The organism is Pseudaquabacterium inlustre, assembly GCF_038066595.1.
GTDB lineage: Bacteria > Pseudomonadota > Gammaproteobacteria > Burkholderiales > Burkholderiaceae_C > Pseudaquabacterium > Pseudaquabacterium inlustre.
In genome coordinates, this window is record NZ_JBBUTH010000002.1 from 78305 (window position 1) to 95586 (window position 17282).

Below are 17282 nucleotides of genomic sequence, written 5' to 3' on the forward strand. Positions count from 1 at the left end.
TGCTGCTCGTCCACCACCGAGGCGGGCGCCTCGCCCGCCCGGTGGGCTCGAACAGGCTGCCGGCTTAGGGCTTGGCTCGGGCTGCATGGCCGCCGATGGTATGGCCGTCGCATGGTTGGGCTCTGGCAGCCCACTTCGCGCTGCGGTCAGCGCTTCTGAACCAACAGCGCACCATGCCGCGGGGGCAGGGTCAGCGTCAGAACACCGTCCACGGGCGTGACCTCAGAGCCGATCAGCAAATCGGTGAAGCGCACACCGGCCGGCACACCAGCCGGCAATGCCACCCGAATGCTCAACGCCGCATCGGCATTGCTGTAACCCGTCACTGCCCACGTGGCCGCCCCCCCTTCGCCCAGCCGCCGCGCCAGCACCATCGCATGCGCGTCCACATGCAGCGGCGCCAGCAGCGTGCCGGTGGACAACACCGGGTTCGCGCGGCGCAGCGCGATCAGGCGGCGGAACTCGTCTTCCAGCGCGGTGTCGGGCTGGCCGCCTTCGTCGGCCCAGGGATAGGGCGCGCGGTTGTACGGGTCGTCGCCGCCGCCCAGGCCCACCTCGTCGCCGTAGTACACGGCCGGTGCGCCGGGGTAGCTCATCTGCAGCAGCACCGCCAGCCGATAGCGCTGGCGGGCCAGCGCGCGCGTGGCGGCGGGCGTGTCGGCGCCCTTGTCGCCGAGCACCCAGGTGGCGCGCGCCACGTCGTGGCTGCTCAGCAGGTTCATCAGCGCATGGAAGGCCGGCGGCGGCACCTGCTCGCGCAGGTGCTCCAGCTGCGCGGCCATCACCTGCGCACTGCCGCCCGCCGCCCAGTCGAGCACGGCGTTGCGGAAGATGTAATTCATCGTGGAGTCGAACATGTCGCCCAGCAGGTGCTTGGCCGGATCGAACCAGGTCTCGGCAATGGTCACGGCATCGGGCTTCGTGGCCTTGACCACCGTGCGCCACTCGCGCCAGAAGTCGTCGGGCACCCAGGGCGCCACGTCCATGCGCCAGCCGCCGGCGCCGCGCTGCAGCCATTGGCGCGTCACCGAATCGGGTGCGCGGTAGGCAAACTCACGCCAGGCCGGCGCGGTCTTGTCCAGCTCGGGCAAGTCGGCCACGCCCGCCCAGCCGGCGTACTGCTTGTCGGGGACGGTCTGCGTCAGGTCGAAGCGGTACCAGTTGGCGTACGGCGATGCGGGGTTGGGTTTGCCGTTGGCAAAGGCGCCCGTCTTCCCACCAAAGTTGCCATAGCGGTCGAAGTAGACCGAGTCGCTGCCGGTGTGGTTCAGCGAGGCATCGGGGATGAAGCGGATGCCGAGCTGGGCCGCCTCGGCGGTGAGCCGCTCGAAGTCGGCGTTGCTGCCGAAAGCGGGGTCGATGCGCTGGTAGTCGGCCGTGTCGTACTTGTGGTTGCTGGCGGCCAGGAACAGCGGCGTGCTGTAGATCGCGGTGATACCCAGGCGCTGCAGGTGCGGCAGCTTGCTCGTAAGGCCGGCGATGTCACCGCCGAAGAAGTCGTTGTTGTGGGCCGCGTCCGAGCCATCGCCGGTGCCGGGCTTGTAGGGCAGGTCGATCCAGCGCGGGTGCGCCTCGACCTCGTGGCTCTGGTAGCGGCGCGCGCCCGGGACACCGGGCCTCGGATCGTTGCTCTTGTCGCCGTTGCGGAATCTCTCGGGGAACACGTAGTAGTACACCGCCTGCTGCGCCCAGGCCGGCACGCTGAAATCGGGCCGGTACACGCTGAGCCGGTAGCGGCGGATGGCGGTGGGCGAGGCAGCGCCGGCTGCCGGCATCAGCGCCACGCTGCCGGGGCCGCCGCTGCCTTTCTCGCGCGTCCAGGCCACGGCATCGGCGTTGTTGTGCAGCACGTAGCGCTGGCCGTTCACCTCGGCCTCGAACCAGTAGCCGTGCACGGCCACGGTGTCAAAGCGGTGCTCGGCGCTGAAGCGCTCGCGGCCGCCGTCGGCCGCGCTGCGCTGCATGGCCACGCGGGCCTGCGGGCTGTAGCGCAGCACGGTCTGGTCGCTTTCCAGCGTGCGCTGCTCCACCACCAGGGTGACGGCGCTCACGCCCGGCGGCGCGGTGACGGCAAAGCGCACCGTGCTGCCGGCCGGCACGGCGCCGAAGGGCTGCTTGTGCGCGGTGTCGCGCGAGTCGTAGCGCAGGCCGGCGGCGACAGGGTCGGCCAGCGGCTGCGGGCGCTTGTCGGGCCAGGCCAGCGGCCCCGTCGTGAGTTCGGGCCTGCCCTGTGGATCGAAGGCCACGCGCAGCGTGTGCTCGCCCTCGAACACCTCGATGTGCATGCCGCCATTGGCCGGCGTGATGGTGGCGGGCGACCAGTCGGCGTCAGCCACCTTGAACATCTGGCGGCCGCTGGCGCGCAGGTTCAGCCAGTAGGCGTCACAGGCATAGGTCAGCGCGTGCTCGGGCTTCACGGCCCAGGCATTCAGCGTGCCGCGCAGGTACAGCGTGTTGCGGCCCAGCGGCGCGGCCACCGGGCAGTGCTCGATGCGCAGGTGCGGCGCACCGCCGGCCGCGGGCGCCGGCCACAGCGTGAGCCGGTGCGTGCCGTGGAAGGCCAGCGCCATCTCGCCGCCCTTGGGCGCCAGCGCCGGCTCGGCCTCGATGCGGGCGTTGCTGCCGGGCGTGGGGCGGCTGGCCTTGGACGCGTCTTTTGGCAGCTGGGACGTGCCGGCGGGCAGGCCCAGATCGCCCAGGCCACCATGCAGATTGGCGGGGCTCCACGCCTCGTCACCCAGCTTGAAGCGGTGCTCGCCGTCGATCGTGGTGATCAGCTGCCAGCGGTCGCAGGTCCACACGAAGCGCTGCGCCTCGTCGGCCGCCCAGCCGTTGAAGCTGCCGCGCAGGTACAGCGCGCGGCCGGCCAGCGGATCGGGGGCGCACAGGCCGGGGCGGGCGGGTGTGGCGGGGGGCGTCCAGGCGGCCTGGGCCTGGGCCTGGGCCTGGGCCTGGGCCTGGGCGGCGGCGTGCACACCCGCCCACACGGCCAGCGCGATGGCCGAGCGTCGTGCGCGGCCGTTCATTGCACGCGCTTGTAGTTGCTGTAGCCGCCCGGCGGGCGGGTGTCGGGCGTCAGCACCAGGGCCGTGCGCGCCGGCACCGTCACCTTCAGCAGCGCGGCCCAGGCGCGGATCTCGCCCTGCGTGCGCTCGTCGTGCTGGCCGGTCTGGTCGATGAAGCGGGTGCTGTCCATCAGCTTGGCGTCGGGCACCAGCACGGTTTCGGTCACGTCCTGGCCGCTGGGGTTGGCCAGCACCAGCACCATGTCCTCGGCGCGGTCGGTGTGGCGCTCGAAGGCCAGCAACTGCTGGCTGACGATGGGGCGGAAGTTGCCCACGCGCAGCGCGCGCAGCCGGTGCTTCATGTCCACCAGGCGCTTCGTCCAGTCGAGTGCCGGATGGCCGGCCGCCACGATGTCCCAGCGCATCGGGGCGCGCATCTCGGGGTCGCCGCCGCCGGGCAGGTCGATCTCGCTGCCGTAGTACAGGTTGGGCGCGCCGGGCAGCGTGAACTGCAGCACCTGGGCCAGGCGGCGGGCGCGCGGGTCGGGCAGCATGTGGGCCAGGCGCGCGGTGTCGTGGTTGTCCAGGTAGATCCAGCTTTTCAGCAGGTGCTCGTAGTCGCTGTCGGCCAGCATGCGCTGCAGCATGGCCATCACGGTGCTGGGAGGCAGTGCGCCGTCGGCCAGCTTCAGGATCAGGTGGCGCAAGGTGAAGTGCATCACCGCGTCCACCGCCGGGAACCACTCCGACGGGTAGTTGGCGATCTCGCCCACCACCAGGCTGCCGGGCTTCTCGGCATGCGCCGCGCGGGTCAGCTCATCCAGGTAGGCCATGCCGATGTCGAAGGCCACATCCAGCCGCCAGCCGTCCACGCCATCGCGCAGCCAGCGGCGCACCACCGAGCCCTCGTCGTTCCACAGGTGGTTGCGCACCGCGGGGTTTTCGAGGTTCAGCTCGGGCAGGTTCTCGGCGCGCCACCAGCAGCGGGCGCCGCCAGGGAACTCGTCACCAAACACGAACCAGTCCAGGTAACTGGTGCCCCCGGCGGCTCCGCCGCCACCCCCCGCGGGGGTGCGCTCCGGGCTTGGGGCGGCCCGGCGCCCTGCGCGCTCCGCTTCGAACTCGGCTTGCGCTTGCTGAAAGACGGGCGCATTGCGCCCCATGTGGTTGAACACGCCGTCCAGCACCAGCTTCATGCCGCGTGCGTGCAGCGCAGTGGCCAACGCCTTCACATCCTCGCGCGTGCCGTACTCGGGCGAGACCTGGTGGTAGTCCAGCGCGTCGTACTTGTGGTTGGTGTAGGCCAGGCAGATCGGGTTGAGGTACAGCACATCGGCGCCCAGCTGCTGCACATGGTCGAGCCGGGTGGCCAGGCTGGCCAGGTCGCCGCCCCAGAAGTCGATCTCGTGGCTCCACAGCCGCTCACTGTCCAGGTATTGGCCCTGGCGCGGCAGTTCGTCCCAGCCGCGCAGTTGCTTGGGCGCCGGGTACAGGTGGCGCTTGGCCTCCAGGTTGGCGCTGGGCGCAAAGCGGTCCACCAGCACCTGGTACACCACGGCGCCATTGCGCCAGTCGGCCTCGCGGGCCTCGAACACGCCGGCCAGCGCCAGGTCGTGGGCGTTGGCGAAGCGGCGGCGGTCGTCTGTGTTCATCGTTGTCTCATCCCTTCACGCCGCCGGCCGTCAGGCCCGACACGATCCAGCGTTGCGCCGCCAGGAACACCAGCGTGATCGGCAGGCCGCTCAGCACCGCGGCGGCGGCGAAGTCGCCCCACAGGTACTTCTGCTCGTACAGGTAGAACTTGCTGCCCACGGCCAGCGTGAGGTTGGGTTCCTCGCGCAGCAGCACGCTGGCCACCGGGTACTCGATGATGGTGCCGATGAAGGCCAGCACGAACACCACCATCAGGATGGGCACGGCCATCGGCAGCAGCACGCGGCGGAAGGCCTGCCAGTGCGTGGCGCCATCGACCTTGGCGTTCTCCTCAATCTCCACCGGAATGGTTTCGAAGTAGCCCTTGATGGTCCAGATGTGCGTGGCCACGCCGCCGCAGTAGGCCACGATCAGGCCGGCATGCGTCTCCACGCCCAGCCAGGGCACGCTTTGCCCGATGCCCTCGAAGATGGCGTAGATGGCCACCAGCGCCACCGCCACCGGAAACATCTGCAGCAGCAGCATGCTGTTGAGGATGAGCGTCTTGTGCGCGAAGCGCAGCCGCGCGAAGGCATAGGCCGCGGTGGTGGAGATGGCCACGATCAGCAGCGCCGAGAGGGTGGCGATCTTGATGCTGTTCCACAGCCACAGCAGCACCGGGAAGGGCGGCTGCACCACCGTGCCATCGGGCCGCGTGACGGCCATGCCCAGCGCCAGCTGCCAGTGCTCCCAGCTGATGGTGCTGGGGATCAGCGCGCCGGTGGCGAAGTTGCCCGGCCGCAGGCTGATCGACACCACGGCCAGCAGCGGAAACAGCGTGAGCGCGATCAGCACCCACAGCCCGAGATGCAGCGCGCGCACGCGCCAGCGGTGGCTCTTGCCCGTGACGATGGCCATGGTGCTTACCTCTTGGGTGCCTTGGCGTTGTGGTTGGCGTCGGCGCCGCGCATGAAGCGCAGCTGCAGCAGCGCCATCAGCGCCACCATACCGAAGATCAACGTCGAGATCGCCGCGGCCAGGCCGAAGTTCTGGCCGGCGTCGGTGAACGCGATGCGGTAGGTGTAGGACACCAGGATGTCGGTGGTGCCGGCCGGCAGCTTGGTGTTCAGGTAATCGGGCCGGCCGTCGGTGAGCAGGCTGATCAGCACGAAGTTGTTGAAGTTGAACGCGAAGGCGCTGATCAGCAGCGGCATCAGCGGCTTGATGATCAGCGGCGCGGTGATTCGGCGGAAGTTGGTCCACGGCCCCGCACCGGCGATGGCCGAGGCCTCGTACAGGTCGGCCGGAATCGCCTTGATCAGCCCGGTGGCCAGCACCATGATGTACGGGTAGCCCAGCCAGGTGTTGACGATCAGGATCATGGCCTTGGCCAGCAGCGGATCGGCGAACCAGGCCGGCCGGATGCCGAACAGCCCATCGAGGATGGCGTTGATCTCGCCGAAGTTCTGGTTGAACAGGCCCTTGAACACCAGGATCGAGATGAAGCCCGGCACCGCATAGGGCAGGAACAGCAGCGTGCGGTAGAGGGTGCGGTGCTTCAGCCCCTCCCAGTTCAGCGCCACGGCCAGGCCCAGGCCCAGCGCGGTTGAGAACAGCACCGTGAGCGCCGAGAACGTGACCGTCCAGCCGAAGATGGCGACGAAGGGGCCGCGGAAATCGGCATCGGTGAGCATGCGCGTGTAGTGCGCGAAGCCGATGTTGACCTTGAAGCCGGGTGTCAGCGTCTGGCCCGGCGCGGTCTCGAAGAAGCCGGTGTCGCGGTTGGGCCGCGCCACGCTGCCGTCGGCCGTGTGCTTCAGGCTGCCATCGGGCTGGGCCTGCCACAGCGGGCGCACCGGGGCGTATTCACGCAGGCCGGCGTAGCCCAGCACCGCGCCGCCGGGCGTCTGGATGCGCAGGGCTTGCAGCGCGGGGCGCAGGGCGATGCGTTCGCGCAGGTCCACGGGCGTGCCGCTGGCGGGGCTGGTGTCCGCAAGCGTGGCGGTGACGGCGGCGGACTCAGCGGTGATCGTGTTCAGATCGAGCACTGCGGTGCTCAGCGCCGGGCCGTCGCGGCCATCGGCCGGGGTCAGTGTCAGCCGGTGGCCGCCTTTGCCGTCGCGCAGCAGCGTGAAGTCATAGGCGCCGGCCTCGTCGACCTCGCGCTGGTCCAGCAGGTAGGCCCGCGCCCGGTCTTCGGTGAGCAGGTGGCCCGACGAGTAGTTGGTGAAGCCGATCTGCACCGTGTACAGCAGCGGAAACGCGGCGAACAGCAGCATGCCGGCCACGCCGGGGAACAGGTACTTCCAAGCGACGTTCTTGCCGGCGCTGGCGTAGATGGTGAGGGCGGCGGCGCCCAGGGCCAGCAGGCCCACGGCCCACATCGGCTGGTTGGCGGCGTAGGTGCGGAAGACGGCCCACAGCAGGGTGAGCGCTGTTGCCGCGACGACGGCGTGTCGTGTCAGCGAGGAGGTTGTTTGTGCGCTCACTTTGCTTGTTGCTTATCGTTGTTGTTGTTGTTGTTGTCGTGGCGTTGCCCATGGCTCGTTGCAGCGCGCCGGGATTTCGCCCCGGCGGGCGACCTACTTTCTCTTTCCGGCGAAAGAGAAAGTAGGCAAAGAGAAGCGCCTTCCAAACTTTCCGACACCACCGAGCAGCCTGCTTGGTGCATCGAGGCGGGCGCCTCGCCCGCCCGGCGGGCTCGAACATAGCCAGTCGGACACGCCACGGACAACTCACAGGCCGTGCACCCCCGGTCAAGACTTGCGTCAAGACCGCCGCAGGCCACGAAGCTGCCAGAGCCCAACCATGCGACGGCCATGCCATCGGCGGCAATGCATCCCGAGCCAAGCCGCCTGCCGGCAGCCTGTTCGAGCCCGCCGGGCGGGCGAGGCGCCCGTCTAGCCGGTGGACGAGCAGCACGGCCGAAACGGAAAGTTTGGAAGCGCTTTTCTTTGCCCCCTTTCTTTTTCGCGAAAAAGAAAGGGGGTCGCCCGCCGGGGCGAACACCCGGCGCGGTGCAACGAACCGCGGCAACTGAAGGCAAACCGCCTGAGAAGCTCATTTCACAAGCATCCGCGCCGCGGCGCCATCCAGCGCCTCCTTGGGAGACTGCCGCCCCTGCGAAATCGCCTCCAGCGCCGCGTCCATCGCCGGCCAGAAGCGCCCCACCTCCGGGATGTTGGGAATCGGCGCACCCGCCCGCGCATTCGCCATCGTCGCCCGGATCAACGGGTCGGCCGACAGCTCGGCGTAGTACGCCTTGTTGGCCGGCGTGCCCAGCGGCACATCGGCCGAGATCATCTTCAGGCCAGGCACGGTCAGCACATGCTGCTCGAGGAACTCGCGTGCGATGTCCTTGTTCACGCTGGGCGCGGTGATCATGCAGCCCAGCACGCCCACGAAGGGCTTCGACGGCTGGCCGGCAATGGAAGGGATCGGCGCCACGCCGAAGTCGATGCCGGCCTTGCGCGCGTTGTCCCAGGCCCAGGGGCCGCTGATCATCATCGCCACCTTGCCGGCGGCGAACTGCGATTCCATGTCGCTGTAGCGCGCGCCGCGCGGCAGCGTGCCGCCTTCGATCAGGCGCGACAGCATCTGCGCACCGGCCAGCGCGCCGGCGTTGTTCACGCCCACTTTCTGCGTGTCGGGCTCGCCCTTCGCGTCGGTGCCGAAGATCTGGCCGCCGGCCGCGGCCAGCATCGGCCAGGTGAAGAAGCTCTTGTTGTAGTCCCACAGCAGCGCGCGGGCGCCCTTGGCCTTCAGCTGGGCGTCCAGCGCCGGCACGTCTTCGAAGCGGGCGGGCGGCACCGGCACCAGGGCCTTGTTGTGGATCAGGCCGATGGCCTCGAAGCTCAAGGGATAGCCCCAGACCTTGCCGCGCCAGGTCCAGGCCTGCCACGCGGCGTGCTCGATGGCGTCGCGCACCGCGCGGCCGGGGTGGATGGGCACGATCAGGCCGGCGCGCGCCCATTCGCCTGTGCGGTCGTGCGGCCAGCAGAAGATGTCGGGGCCCTTGCCGGCGGCGGCCGCGGCCTGGAACTTGTCGGGCGCACCCTCGGGGTGCTGCACCACCACCGGCACGCCCGAGGCGCGGGTGAAGGCGTCGCCCACCTTCTGCAGGCCGTTGTAGCCCTTGTCGCCGTTGATCCACACCAGCAGGCGCGGTGGCGCAGCGGCCGGTGCGGCGGCCGGCAACGCGGCGCCCAGCAGCGCCAGCGCCAACGCGGTGGCGATCGGTCGGGTCATCGCAAACGCTTTCGCTCGAATGCCAGCCGCTCAGGCCGCCGCGCGCGTGGCCGCCGGCGTGGCCTGCACCTGGCGCTTGAAGGCCAGGCCCTGCGCGTCGAACAGGTAGCAGGCCTCGGGCGGCAGCCACAGCGGCATGGCGTCGCCCTGGCGCGGGCGCAGGCGGCCGTCCAGCTGGCAGGTGAGGGTGTCGTCCTCGGCGCCCTGGAACTGGCTGTAGGCCTGGGTGCTGGAACCCAGGCTTTCCACGAAGGTGATCTTCGCGTCCAGCGTGTTGCCGTCGGTGCCGGGCTCGGCGGCGCCCAGGTGCTCGGGGCGGATGCCCAGCGTCACCTTGTCGCCGGCGCGGGCGCGGCTGGCGTCCACCCCGGCGCGGATCAGGCTGCCGTCGGGCAGCTTCACGGTGGCCTCGCCCGCCTGGGCGGCCACCAGCTCGGCGGCGATCAGGTTCATCTTCGGGCTGCCGATGAAGCCGGCCACGAACAGGTTGTCGGGGTGCTCGTACAGTTCCAGCGGCGAGCCCACCTGCTCGATGCGGCCGGCGCTCAGCACCACGATGCGGTCGGCCAGCGTCATGGCCTCCACCTGGTCGTGGGTGACGTAGATCATCGTGGTCTTGAGCTCGTCGTGCAGCTTGGCGAACTCGTAGCGCATCTTCACGCGCAGCGCGGCGTCCAGGTTGCTCAGCGGCTCGTCGAACAAGAACACCTCGGGCTTGCGCACGATGGCGCGGCCGATGGCCACGCGCTGGCGCTGGCCGCCCGACAGGTCTTTCGGCTTGCGCTTGAGCAGGTGGGCGATGTGCAGGATCTTGGCCGCGTGCTGCACGGCCGCGTCGATCTCGGCCTTGGGCACCTTGGCCAGCTGCAGGCCGAAGGCCATGTTCTCGTACAGGTCCATGTGCGGGTACAGCGCATAGCTCTGGAACACCATGGCGATGCCGCGCTCGGCCGGCGGCACGTCGTTCACCACGCGCCCGCCGATGCTCAGTTCGCCGCCGGTGATGTCTTCCAGCCCCGCGATGGTGCGCAGCAGCGTGCTCTTGCCGCAGCCCGAGGGCCCGACGAAGACCATGAACTCGCCGTCGCGCACGGCCAGGTTCACGTCGCGCAGCACATGCGTCTCGCCATAACTCTTCTGCACATTCACCAACCGCACGTCGGCCATGGCCTGTCTCCTCGGGCTGCACCGCGCTGGGGCAGGCAGCATGTTGTCGCTGTGGTCGGGCCCGGCACGGCCCATGCATGGGCCTTGGTGGCCTTGTTGTAGAGAATATACAGATGCATTTGTAGTCTGACAACGGCGGTTGCCCGCAGTGCTGGAGATTGATCTCTAGAAAAAACAACAACTTAGCCAACATTCGCGCCAACCTCGGGGAATCCCGATGTAGGATAACTACACAAAGACGTCATCCGTGGCGATACTTCGCGCCCTCAAGGAGTGGTCCACCATGCCCAAGACCCCAAGTTCAGCCGTGAAGTCGGCCGAGAAGCCGGCCGCGCAGGCCCCGGCCGCTGACCTGTCGGCCGACTTCCGCCAGCTCTACCGCCGCGCGCTGGCCCAGCGCAGCGACGCCGAGCGCGACGTGGCCACCTCGGCCGCCGCGTCCGAGGCCGCCCGCACGCTGCTGGCCGAGCGCTGGGCCGCCACGCAGGCGGCCGACGCCAAGCGCGGCGCCAAGGCCAAGCGGGTGCACTACCTGTCGATGGAATTTCTGATGGGCCGGGCCATGCACAACGCGCTGGCCGCGCTGGGGCTGGATGCCAGCCTGCCCGCCACCTTGGGCAAGGGTGCGCCGTCGCTGCAGGCGCTGATCGCGCACGAGCCCGATGCGGCCCTGGGCAACGGCGGCCTGGGCCGGCTGGCGGCCTGCTTTCTGGATGCCTTTGCCACGCTGGGCTTGCCCAGCTTCGGCTACGGCCTGCGCTACGAGCACGGCATGTTCGCGCAGCTGATCCAGGATGGCCGCCAGATCGAGCTGCCGGATGAATGGCTGCGCAACGGCAACCCCTGGGAGCTGCTGCGCCCCGAGCTGCGCTATCCGGTGGGCTTTGGCGGCATGGTGGTGGCCGAGGGCGGCCTGCGCCGCTGGGTGCCGGCCGAGACCATCCTGGCCCAGGCCTATGACTTCATCGTGCCCGGCCATGCGACTGAGCGCGTGAGCACGCTGCGCCAGTGGAACGCCCAGCCTTCGCACTCCATCGACTTTGCCGCCTTCTGCCGCGGCGAGCACCTGGCCGCCGCTGCCCACCTGCTGGAGAGCGAGCGCCTGAACTGGGTGCTGTACCCCGACGACAGCACGCCGGCCGGCCGCGAGCTGCGGCTGCGCCAGGAGTTCTTCCTGGTCAGCGCCTCGGTGCAGGACATGCTGGCGCGCCACCTGCGCGAAACCAAGGACGACATCCACAGCTTCGGCCGCCTGAACGCGGTGCACCTGAACGACACCCACCCGGCCCTGGCCCCGGCCGAGCTGATGCGCCTGCTGCTCGACGAGCACGGCCTGGGCTGGGACGAGGCCTGGGCCATCACCCGCCAGGCCACCAGCTACACCAACCACACGCTGATGCCCGAGGCGCTGGAGACCTGGGCGCTGCCGCTGTTCGAGCGCCTGCTGCCGCGCCACCTCGAAATCGTCTACGAGATCAACGCCCGCTTCCTGGCCGAGGTGCGCGCGCGCTTCCCGCACGACGAGGCCCGCGTGGCGCGCATGTCGCTGATCGACGAGCAGGGCGAGCGCCGCGTGCGCATGGCCACGCTGGCGGTGGTGGCCTCGCACACCGTGAACGGCGTGTCGGCGCTGCACTCCGACCTGATGGTGCAGACCCTGTTCGCCGACTTCGCGGCGCTGTGGCCCGAGCGCTTCACCAACGTCACCAACGGCGTCACGCCGCGGCGCTGGCTGGCGCAGGCCAATCCGGGGCTGTCGGCGCTGCTGGACAAGACCATCGGCGATGGCTGGCGCGCCGATCTGGGCGAGCTGAAGAAGCTGGCGCCCAAGGCCGCTGGCAAGAAGCTGGGCCAGGACTTCCTGAAGACCAAGCAGGCCAACAAGCAGCGCCTGGCCGACTACATCCGCCGCGAGCTGGGCCTGGCTGTCAACCCCGACAGCCTGTTCGATGTGCAGATCAAGCGCATCCACGAGTACAAGCGCCAGCTGCTGAACCTGCTGCACGTGGTGGCGCGCTACCAGGCCATCGTGGCGAATCCTGAAGGCCCCAACGGCCAGGGCTGGCAACCGCGCACGGTGGTGTTTGCCGGCAAGGCGGCCTCGGCCTACGTGGCGGCCAAGCAGATCATCCAGCTGATCCACGACGTGGCCCGCGTGGTCAACAGCGATCCGCGCGTGGGCGACAAGCTGAAGCTGGCCTTCCTGCCCAACTACGGCGTCAGCCTGGCCGAGATCATCATCCCGGCGGCCGACCTCAGCGAGCAGATCAGCACCGCCGGCACCGAGGCCAGCGGCACCGGCAACATGAAGTTCGCGCTGAACGGCGCCTGCACCATCGGCACCTGGGACGGCGCCAACATCGAGATGGCGCAAGGCATGGGCGAAGACAACATGTTCGTCTTCGGCCTGCGCACCGAGCAGGTGGCGCAGATCAAGGCCGCCGGCTACGACCCCCGCCTGCACTACGAAGAGAATCTGCAGCTGCGCGGCGTGCTGGATGCCATCGTCGGTGGCGCCTTCTCGCACCACGACCACGACCGCTACAAGGGCCTGGTGCACACGCTGCTGACGCGCGACCCCTACCTGCTGCTGGCCGACTTCAGCAGCTACGTGGCCACGCAGCTGGAGGTGGACGCGCTCTACGCCCAGCCCGCCGCCTGGGCCGAGCGCGCGCTGCGCAACATCGCCGGCATGGGCTTCTTCAGCGTGGACCGCACCATCGGCGAGTACCGCGACAAGGTCTGGGCCGTCCCGGCCAAGCGTTGAACCTGTCTCAAGACGCCCGCGCCAGCGCGGGCGTCGTCACCAGGCTGGCGCACACTCGACACCCATGCTGAGCGACGACGATCTGGCCGCCCTGCGCGAGGCGCGCCACCCCGACCCCTTTGCCGTGCTGGGCCTGCACAGCGTGGGCAAGACGCTGTGGGCGCGCGCCTTCCTGCCCGGCGCCCAGGCCGTGACGCTGCGTGACACTGCCACCGGCCGCGCCGTGGTGGCGCTGCCGCCGCGGCTGGATGCGCAAGGCCAGGCCACCGGCCTGTTCGAGGCCGCGGTGCCGCGCCGCGTCAAGCCCTTCGACTACCGGCTGGCCATCACCTGGGCCGATGGCGCCACCAGCCTGCTGGGTGACGCCTACCGCTACGGCCCGCTGATCGGCGAGCAGGACCTGCACTACCTGGGCGAGGGCTCGCACCTGCGCCCGTTCGAGGCGCTGGGCGCGCACCCGCACACGCTGGGCGAGGGCGTGTACGCCATCGCCGGCACGCAGTTCGCCGTGTGGGCGCCCAACGCTGGCCGCGTCAGCGTGGTGGGCAGCTTCAACGGCTGGGATGGCCGTCGCCACCCCATGCGCGCGCGCGGCTCGTCGGGCGTGTGGGAGCTGTTCATCCCCGGCGTGCGGCCGGGCGACCTGTACAAGTTCGAGATCCGCACCCGAGATGGTGTGGTGCTGCCGCTGAAGGCCGACCCCTACGCCCGCGCCAGCCAGCTGCGGCCCGACACGGCCAGCGTGGTGGCGCCGCCGCTGCCGCCGCGCCAGGCCCTGCCGGCGGGCCGTGCCGAGGCCAACCGCCGCGACGCGCCGATGGCCGTCTACGAGGTGCACCTGGGCTCGTGGCGCCGCCACCCCGATGGCAGCCCCGGCGGCCGCTTCTACAGCTGGGACGACCTGGCCGAGAGCCTGCCAGCCTATGCCGCCGGCCTGGGCTTCACGCACCTGGAGCTGCTGCCGATCAGCGAGCACCCGTTCGACGGCAGCTGGGGCTACCAGACGCTGGGCATGTACTCATCCACGGCCCGGTTCGGCGATGTGGAGGGCTTTCGCCGCTTCGTGGTCGCCTGCCACGCCCACGGCCTGGGCGTGCTGTTGGACTGGGTGCCGGCGCACTTTCCCACCGACGCGCATGGCCTGGCCCAGTTCGACGGCAGCGCGCTGTACGAGTACGCCGATCCGCGCGAAGGCTTTCATCACGACTGGAACACGCTGATCTACAACTTCGGCCGCCACGAGGTGCGCAACTTCCTGGTGGGCTCGGCGCTGTACTGGATCGAGCGCTGCGGTGTGGACGGCCTGCGCGTCGATGCCGTGGCCTCGATGCTGTACCGCGACTACTCGCGCCCCGCCGGCCAGTGGGTGCCCAACGCCCACGGCGGGCGTGAGAACCTGGAGGCCATCGCCTTCCTCAAGCGCACCAACGAGGTCATCGGCGCCGAGTGCCCCGGCGCCATCACCGTGGCCGAGGAGAGCACGGCCTTTCCGGGCGTCAGCGCGCCCACCTACCTGGGCGGCCTGGGCTTCCACTTCAAGTGGAACATGGGCTGGATGAACGACACCCTGGCCTACATGGCCGAGGACCCGATCAACCGCCGCTGGCACCACGCACGCATGACCTTCGGCCTGGTCTACGCGTTCAGCGAGAACTTCGTGCTGCCGCTCTCGCACGACGAGGTGGTGCACGGCAAGCGCAGCATCCTGGGCCGCATGCCGGGCGACGACTGGCAGCGCTTTGCCAACCTGCGCGCCTACTACGGCTTCATGTGGGGCCACCCCGGCAAGAAGCTGCTGTTCATGGGCCAGGAGTTCGGCCAGCCCACCGAGTGGAACCACGACATCGAGCTGCCCTGGGGCCTGCTGACCGATGGCCGCCATGCCGGCGTGCAGCAGCTGGTGGGCGATCTGAACCGCCTGATGCGCGCCCAGCCCGCCCTGCACCGGCTGGACGCGGAAGGCGCCGGCTTCGAATGGATCAGCGCCGACGCGGCCGATGAATCGGTGCTGGCCTGGGTGCGGCGCGATGGCATGAATTCGCCGGACAGTGGCCAGGTGATCGTGGTCAGCAACCTCACGCCGGTGCCGCGCGAGGGCTTCCGCCTGGGCGTGCCTGAAGGCAGCCAGGCCTGGCAGGAGGTGCTGAACACCGACTCGGCCCACTACGGCGGCAGCAACCTGGGCAATGGCGGCGCGCCGCTGGCGGTGCGGCCGCAGCCGGCGCATGGGCGCATGCAGTCGGTCACGCTCACGCTGCCGCCGCTGGCCACCCTGTTCCTCATTCCGGTTTGAACAAAGCGCATCCATGACCACGCTTCCCGATCACATCGACGAAGGCCGCCACGAGCCCATGGGCGCGCTGGCCCGCGACGGCGGCGTGAACTTCGCGGTGTTCTCGCAGCACGCCCAGCGCATCGACCTGTGCGTGTTCGATGCCGACGGCGTGCGCGAGCTGCGCCGCTACCCGCTGCACGGCCCGCACGATGGGCTGTGGCACGGCTTTCTGCCCGGCGTGGGGCCGGGCTTGGTGTACGGCCTGCGCGCCCACGGCCCGTACCAGCCCGAGCACGGCCACCGCTTCAACCCGCACAAGTTGCTGCTGGACCCGTGCGCGCGCGAGATCGTGGGGCGCTTCCGCTGGGCGCCCGAGCACCACGGCTACGAGATGGGCCACCCAGAGGGCACGCGCAGCATCGACAAGCGCGACAACGCCGTGCAGGCGCTGAAGGCCCGGGTGGCGCCCGTGGCGCCGCCGCCGGTCAACCACCACCCGCGCGTGCCCACGGCCGACCTGGTGCTGTACGAGGTGCACGTGCGTGGCTTCTCGATGCAGCACCCGGACATCCCGCCCGAACTGCGCGGCACCTATGCCGGCCTGGCGCATCCGGCGGCCATCGCGCACTTCAAGGCCCTGGGCGTCACCACGCTCAGCCTGCTGCCGGTGCAGTACCACCTGGATGAAGCCGGCCTGGCCCAGCGCGGCGCCAGCAACTACTGGGGCTACAACACGCTGGGCTTCTTCTGCCCCGATCCGCGCTTCAGCCAGACGCCTGACGACCCCACCGCCACCGCAGCCGAGTTCCGCCAGATGGTGGCCACGCTGCACCAGCACGGCCTGGAGGTGGTGCTCGATGTCGTCTACAACCACACGGCCGAGGGCAGCGAGGCCGGGCCGACGATCAGCTTCCGCGGGCTCGATCACGCCAGCTGGTACCGCCTGGTGCCCGGCGACCACAGCCGCTGCGAGAACCTCACCGGCTGCGGTAACACCGTGCACACGGCGCACCCGCGCGTGGCGCAGTGGGTGCTGGATTCGCTGCGCCACTGGGTGCAGGACATGGGCGTGGACGGCTTCCGCTTCGACCTGGCGCCGGTGCTGGGCCGCACGCGCCACGGCTTCGATCCGCATGCCGCGTTCTTCACCGCGCTGAAGCAAGACCCGGTGCTGAACCGCGTGCACCTGATCGCCGAGCCCTGGGACGCCGGCCCCGATGGCTACCAGGTGGGCCGCTTCCCCGGCCGTTGGCTGGAGTGGAACGACAAGTTCCGCGACTCGGTGCGCCGCTACTGGATCGGCCGAGGCAATGGGGCGGGCGTGAGCCGCGGTGAATTTGCCCGCCGCTTCACCGCCAGCAGCGATCTGTTCCACCACGGCCAACGGCGGCCCAGTGCCAGCGTGAACTTCATCGCCGTGCACGACGGCTTCACGCTGATGGACCTGGTGAGCTACAGCCACAAGCGCAACCTGGCCAACGGCGAGGACAACCGCGACGGCCGCAGCGACGAGGTGGCCACCTGCTTCGGCGTGGAAGGGCCCACGGCCGATGCCGGCATCGTGGCGCTGCGCCAGCGCGTGCGCCGCGCCATGCTGGCCACGCTGATGCTGGCCCAGGGCACGCCCATGCTGTATGCCGGCGACGAGATCGGCAACACGCAAGGCGGTAACAACAACGCCTACTGCCAGGACAACCCCACCACCTGGCTCGACTGGGCCGGTGCCGACACGGCGCTGGCGGCCTTTGTGGGTGAACTGGCCGCGCTGCGCCGCGCCGAGCCCGCGCTGCGGCACGACCGCTGGTTCCAGGCGCGCAGCACCGGGCCCGATGAACGCTCATTGAGCTGGTTTGCCCCCAGCGGCCATGAGATGCAGGTCAACGACTGGCATGACGCGCAGCAGCAGGCCCTGGCCTGCCGCATCAATGGCGAGCCGGTGGACCGGCCCGGCCACCATGCGCTGCTGCTGGCCTTCAACCCCGAGGCACTGGCGCTGCCGTTCACGCTGCCGGCCCCCGGCGCGCCGGGCACCTGGGAGCTGCTGCTCGACAGCAGCGGCGACCTGGGCGCCGGCCAGCGCACCGCCAGCGCCGATGTGCTGCGCGTGCCGCCGCAATCGGTGCTGGTGCTGCGGCAGGTGGGCTGACGCCCAACGCACATACAGCGCGTCCACACAAGAGAGAGACAA

The 17282-nt window shown here is 69.9% G+C and carries 9 protein-coding genes; 3 read left to right on the forward strand and 6 right to left on the reverse strand.

Annotated elements, in window-relative coordinates:
• Positions 1 to 146 precede the first annotated feature (146 nt).
• The 6 genes from AACH10_RS04995 to AACH10_RS05020 all read right to left on the reverse strand — a co-directional run bounded on the left by AACH10_RS04995 (position 147) and on the right by AACH10_RS05020 (position 10052).
• Positions 147 to 3026, reverse strand: a complete 2880-nt coding sequence (locus AACH10_RS04995) for a glycoside hydrolase family 13 protein (RefSeq protein ID WP_341409270.1) — start codon at positions 3024 to 3026, stop codon at positions 147 to 149.
• A complete protein-coding gene (locus AACH10_RS05000) occupies positions 3023 to 4657 on the reverse strand; it encodes an alpha-amylase family glycosyl hydrolase (protein WP_341409271.1) in 1635 nt (544 codons plus the stop codon). The genes AACH10_RS04995 and AACH10_RS05000 overlap by 4 nt, the downstream gene beginning before the upstream one ends.
• A gap of 7 nt (positions 4658 to 4664) precedes the next feature.
• Positions 4665 to 5555, reverse strand: coding sequence for a maltose ABC transporter permease MalG (gene malG / locus AACH10_RS05005; RefSeq protein WP_341409272.1), 891 nt, complete (start codon positions 5553 to 5555; stop codon positions 4665 to 4667).
• Positions 5556 to 5560: 5 nt separating this feature from the next.
• Positions 5561 to 7126, reverse strand: a complete 1566-nt coding sequence (gene malF, locus AACH10_RS05010; RefSeq protein ID WP_341409273.1) for a maltose ABC transporter permease MalF — start codon at positions 7124 to 7126, stop codon at positions 5561 to 5563.
• Between the two features lie 571 nt (positions 7127 to 7697).
• Entirely contained in the window at positions 7698 to 8885 is a 1188-nt protein-coding gene (gene malE / locus AACH10_RS05015; RefSeq protein ID WP_341409274.1) for a maltose/maltodextrin ABC transporter substrate-binding protein MalE, read from the reverse strand.
• A 30-nt stretch (positions 8886 to 8915) separates the two neighbouring features.
• Positions 8916 to 10052, reverse strand: coding sequence for an ABC transporter ATP-binding protein (locus tag AACH10_RS05020; RefSeq protein WP_341409275.1), 1137 nt, complete (start codon positions 10050 to 10052; stop codon positions 8916 to 8918).
• Positions 10053 to 10335: 283 nt separating this feature from the next.
• Here AACH10_RS05020 and AACH10_RS05025 point away from each other — a divergent pair, with 283 nt between their 5' ends.
• The 3 genes from AACH10_RS05025 (at position 10336) to glgX (ending at position 17240) form a co-directional block, all read left to right on the forward strand.
• On the forward strand, positions 10336 to 12819 hold the full coding sequence (locus AACH10_RS05025) for a glycogen/starch/alpha-glucan phosphorylase (protein WP_341409276.1): 2484 nt from the start codon (positions 10336 to 10338) through the stop codon (positions 12817 to 12819).
• 64 nt (positions 12820 to 12883) lie between these two features.
• Positions 12884 to 15112: a 1,4-alpha-glucan branching protein GlgB gene (glgB, locus tag AACH10_RS05030; protein ID WP_341409277.1), complete on the forward strand. Its 2229-nt coding sequence runs from the start codon at positions 12884 to 12886 to the stop codon at positions 15110 to 15112.
• Positions 15113 to 15125: 13 nt separating this feature from the next.
• The gene (gene glgX, locus AACH10_RS05035) at positions 15126 to 17240 is read left to right on the forward strand and encodes a glycogen debranching protein GlgX (protein ID WP_341409278.1); all 2115 of its coding nucleotides are present in this window, start codon (positions 15126 to 15128) and stop codon (positions 17238 to 17240) included.
• Positions 17241 to 17282 lie beyond the last annotated feature (42 nt).

Coding starts and splice junctions, on each gene's coding strand:
- AACH10_RS04995 (WP_341409270.1), bottom strand. CDS start 3,026: ATGAACGGCCGCGCACGACGCTCGGCCATCGCGCTGGCCGTGTGGGCG.
- AACH10_RS05000 (WP_341409271.1), bottom strand. CDS start 4,657: ATGAACACAGACGACCGCCGCCGCTTCGCCAACGCCCACGACCTGGCG.
- malG (WP_341409272.1), bottom strand. CDS start 5,555: ATGGCCATCGTCACGGGCAAGAGCCACCGCTGGCGCGTGCGCGCGCTG.
- malE (WP_341409274.1), bottom strand. CDS start 8,885: ATGACCCGACCGATCGCCACCGCGTTGGCGCTGGCGCTGCTGGGCGCC.
- AACH10_RS05020 (WP_341409275.1), bottom strand. CDS start 10,052: ATGGCCGACGTGCGGTTGGTGAATGTGCAGAAGAGTTATGGCGAGACG.
- AACH10_RS05025 (WP_341409276.1), top strand. CDS start 10,336: ATGCCCAAGACCCCAAGTTCAGCCGTGAAGTCGGCCGAGAAGCCGGCC.
- glgB (WP_341409277.1), top strand. CDS start 12,884: ATGCTGAGCGACGACGATCTGGCCGCCCTGCGCGAGGCGCGCCACCCC.
- glgX (WP_341409278.1), top strand. CDS start 15,126: ATGACCACGCTTCCCGATCACATCGACGAAGGCCGCCACGAGCCCATG.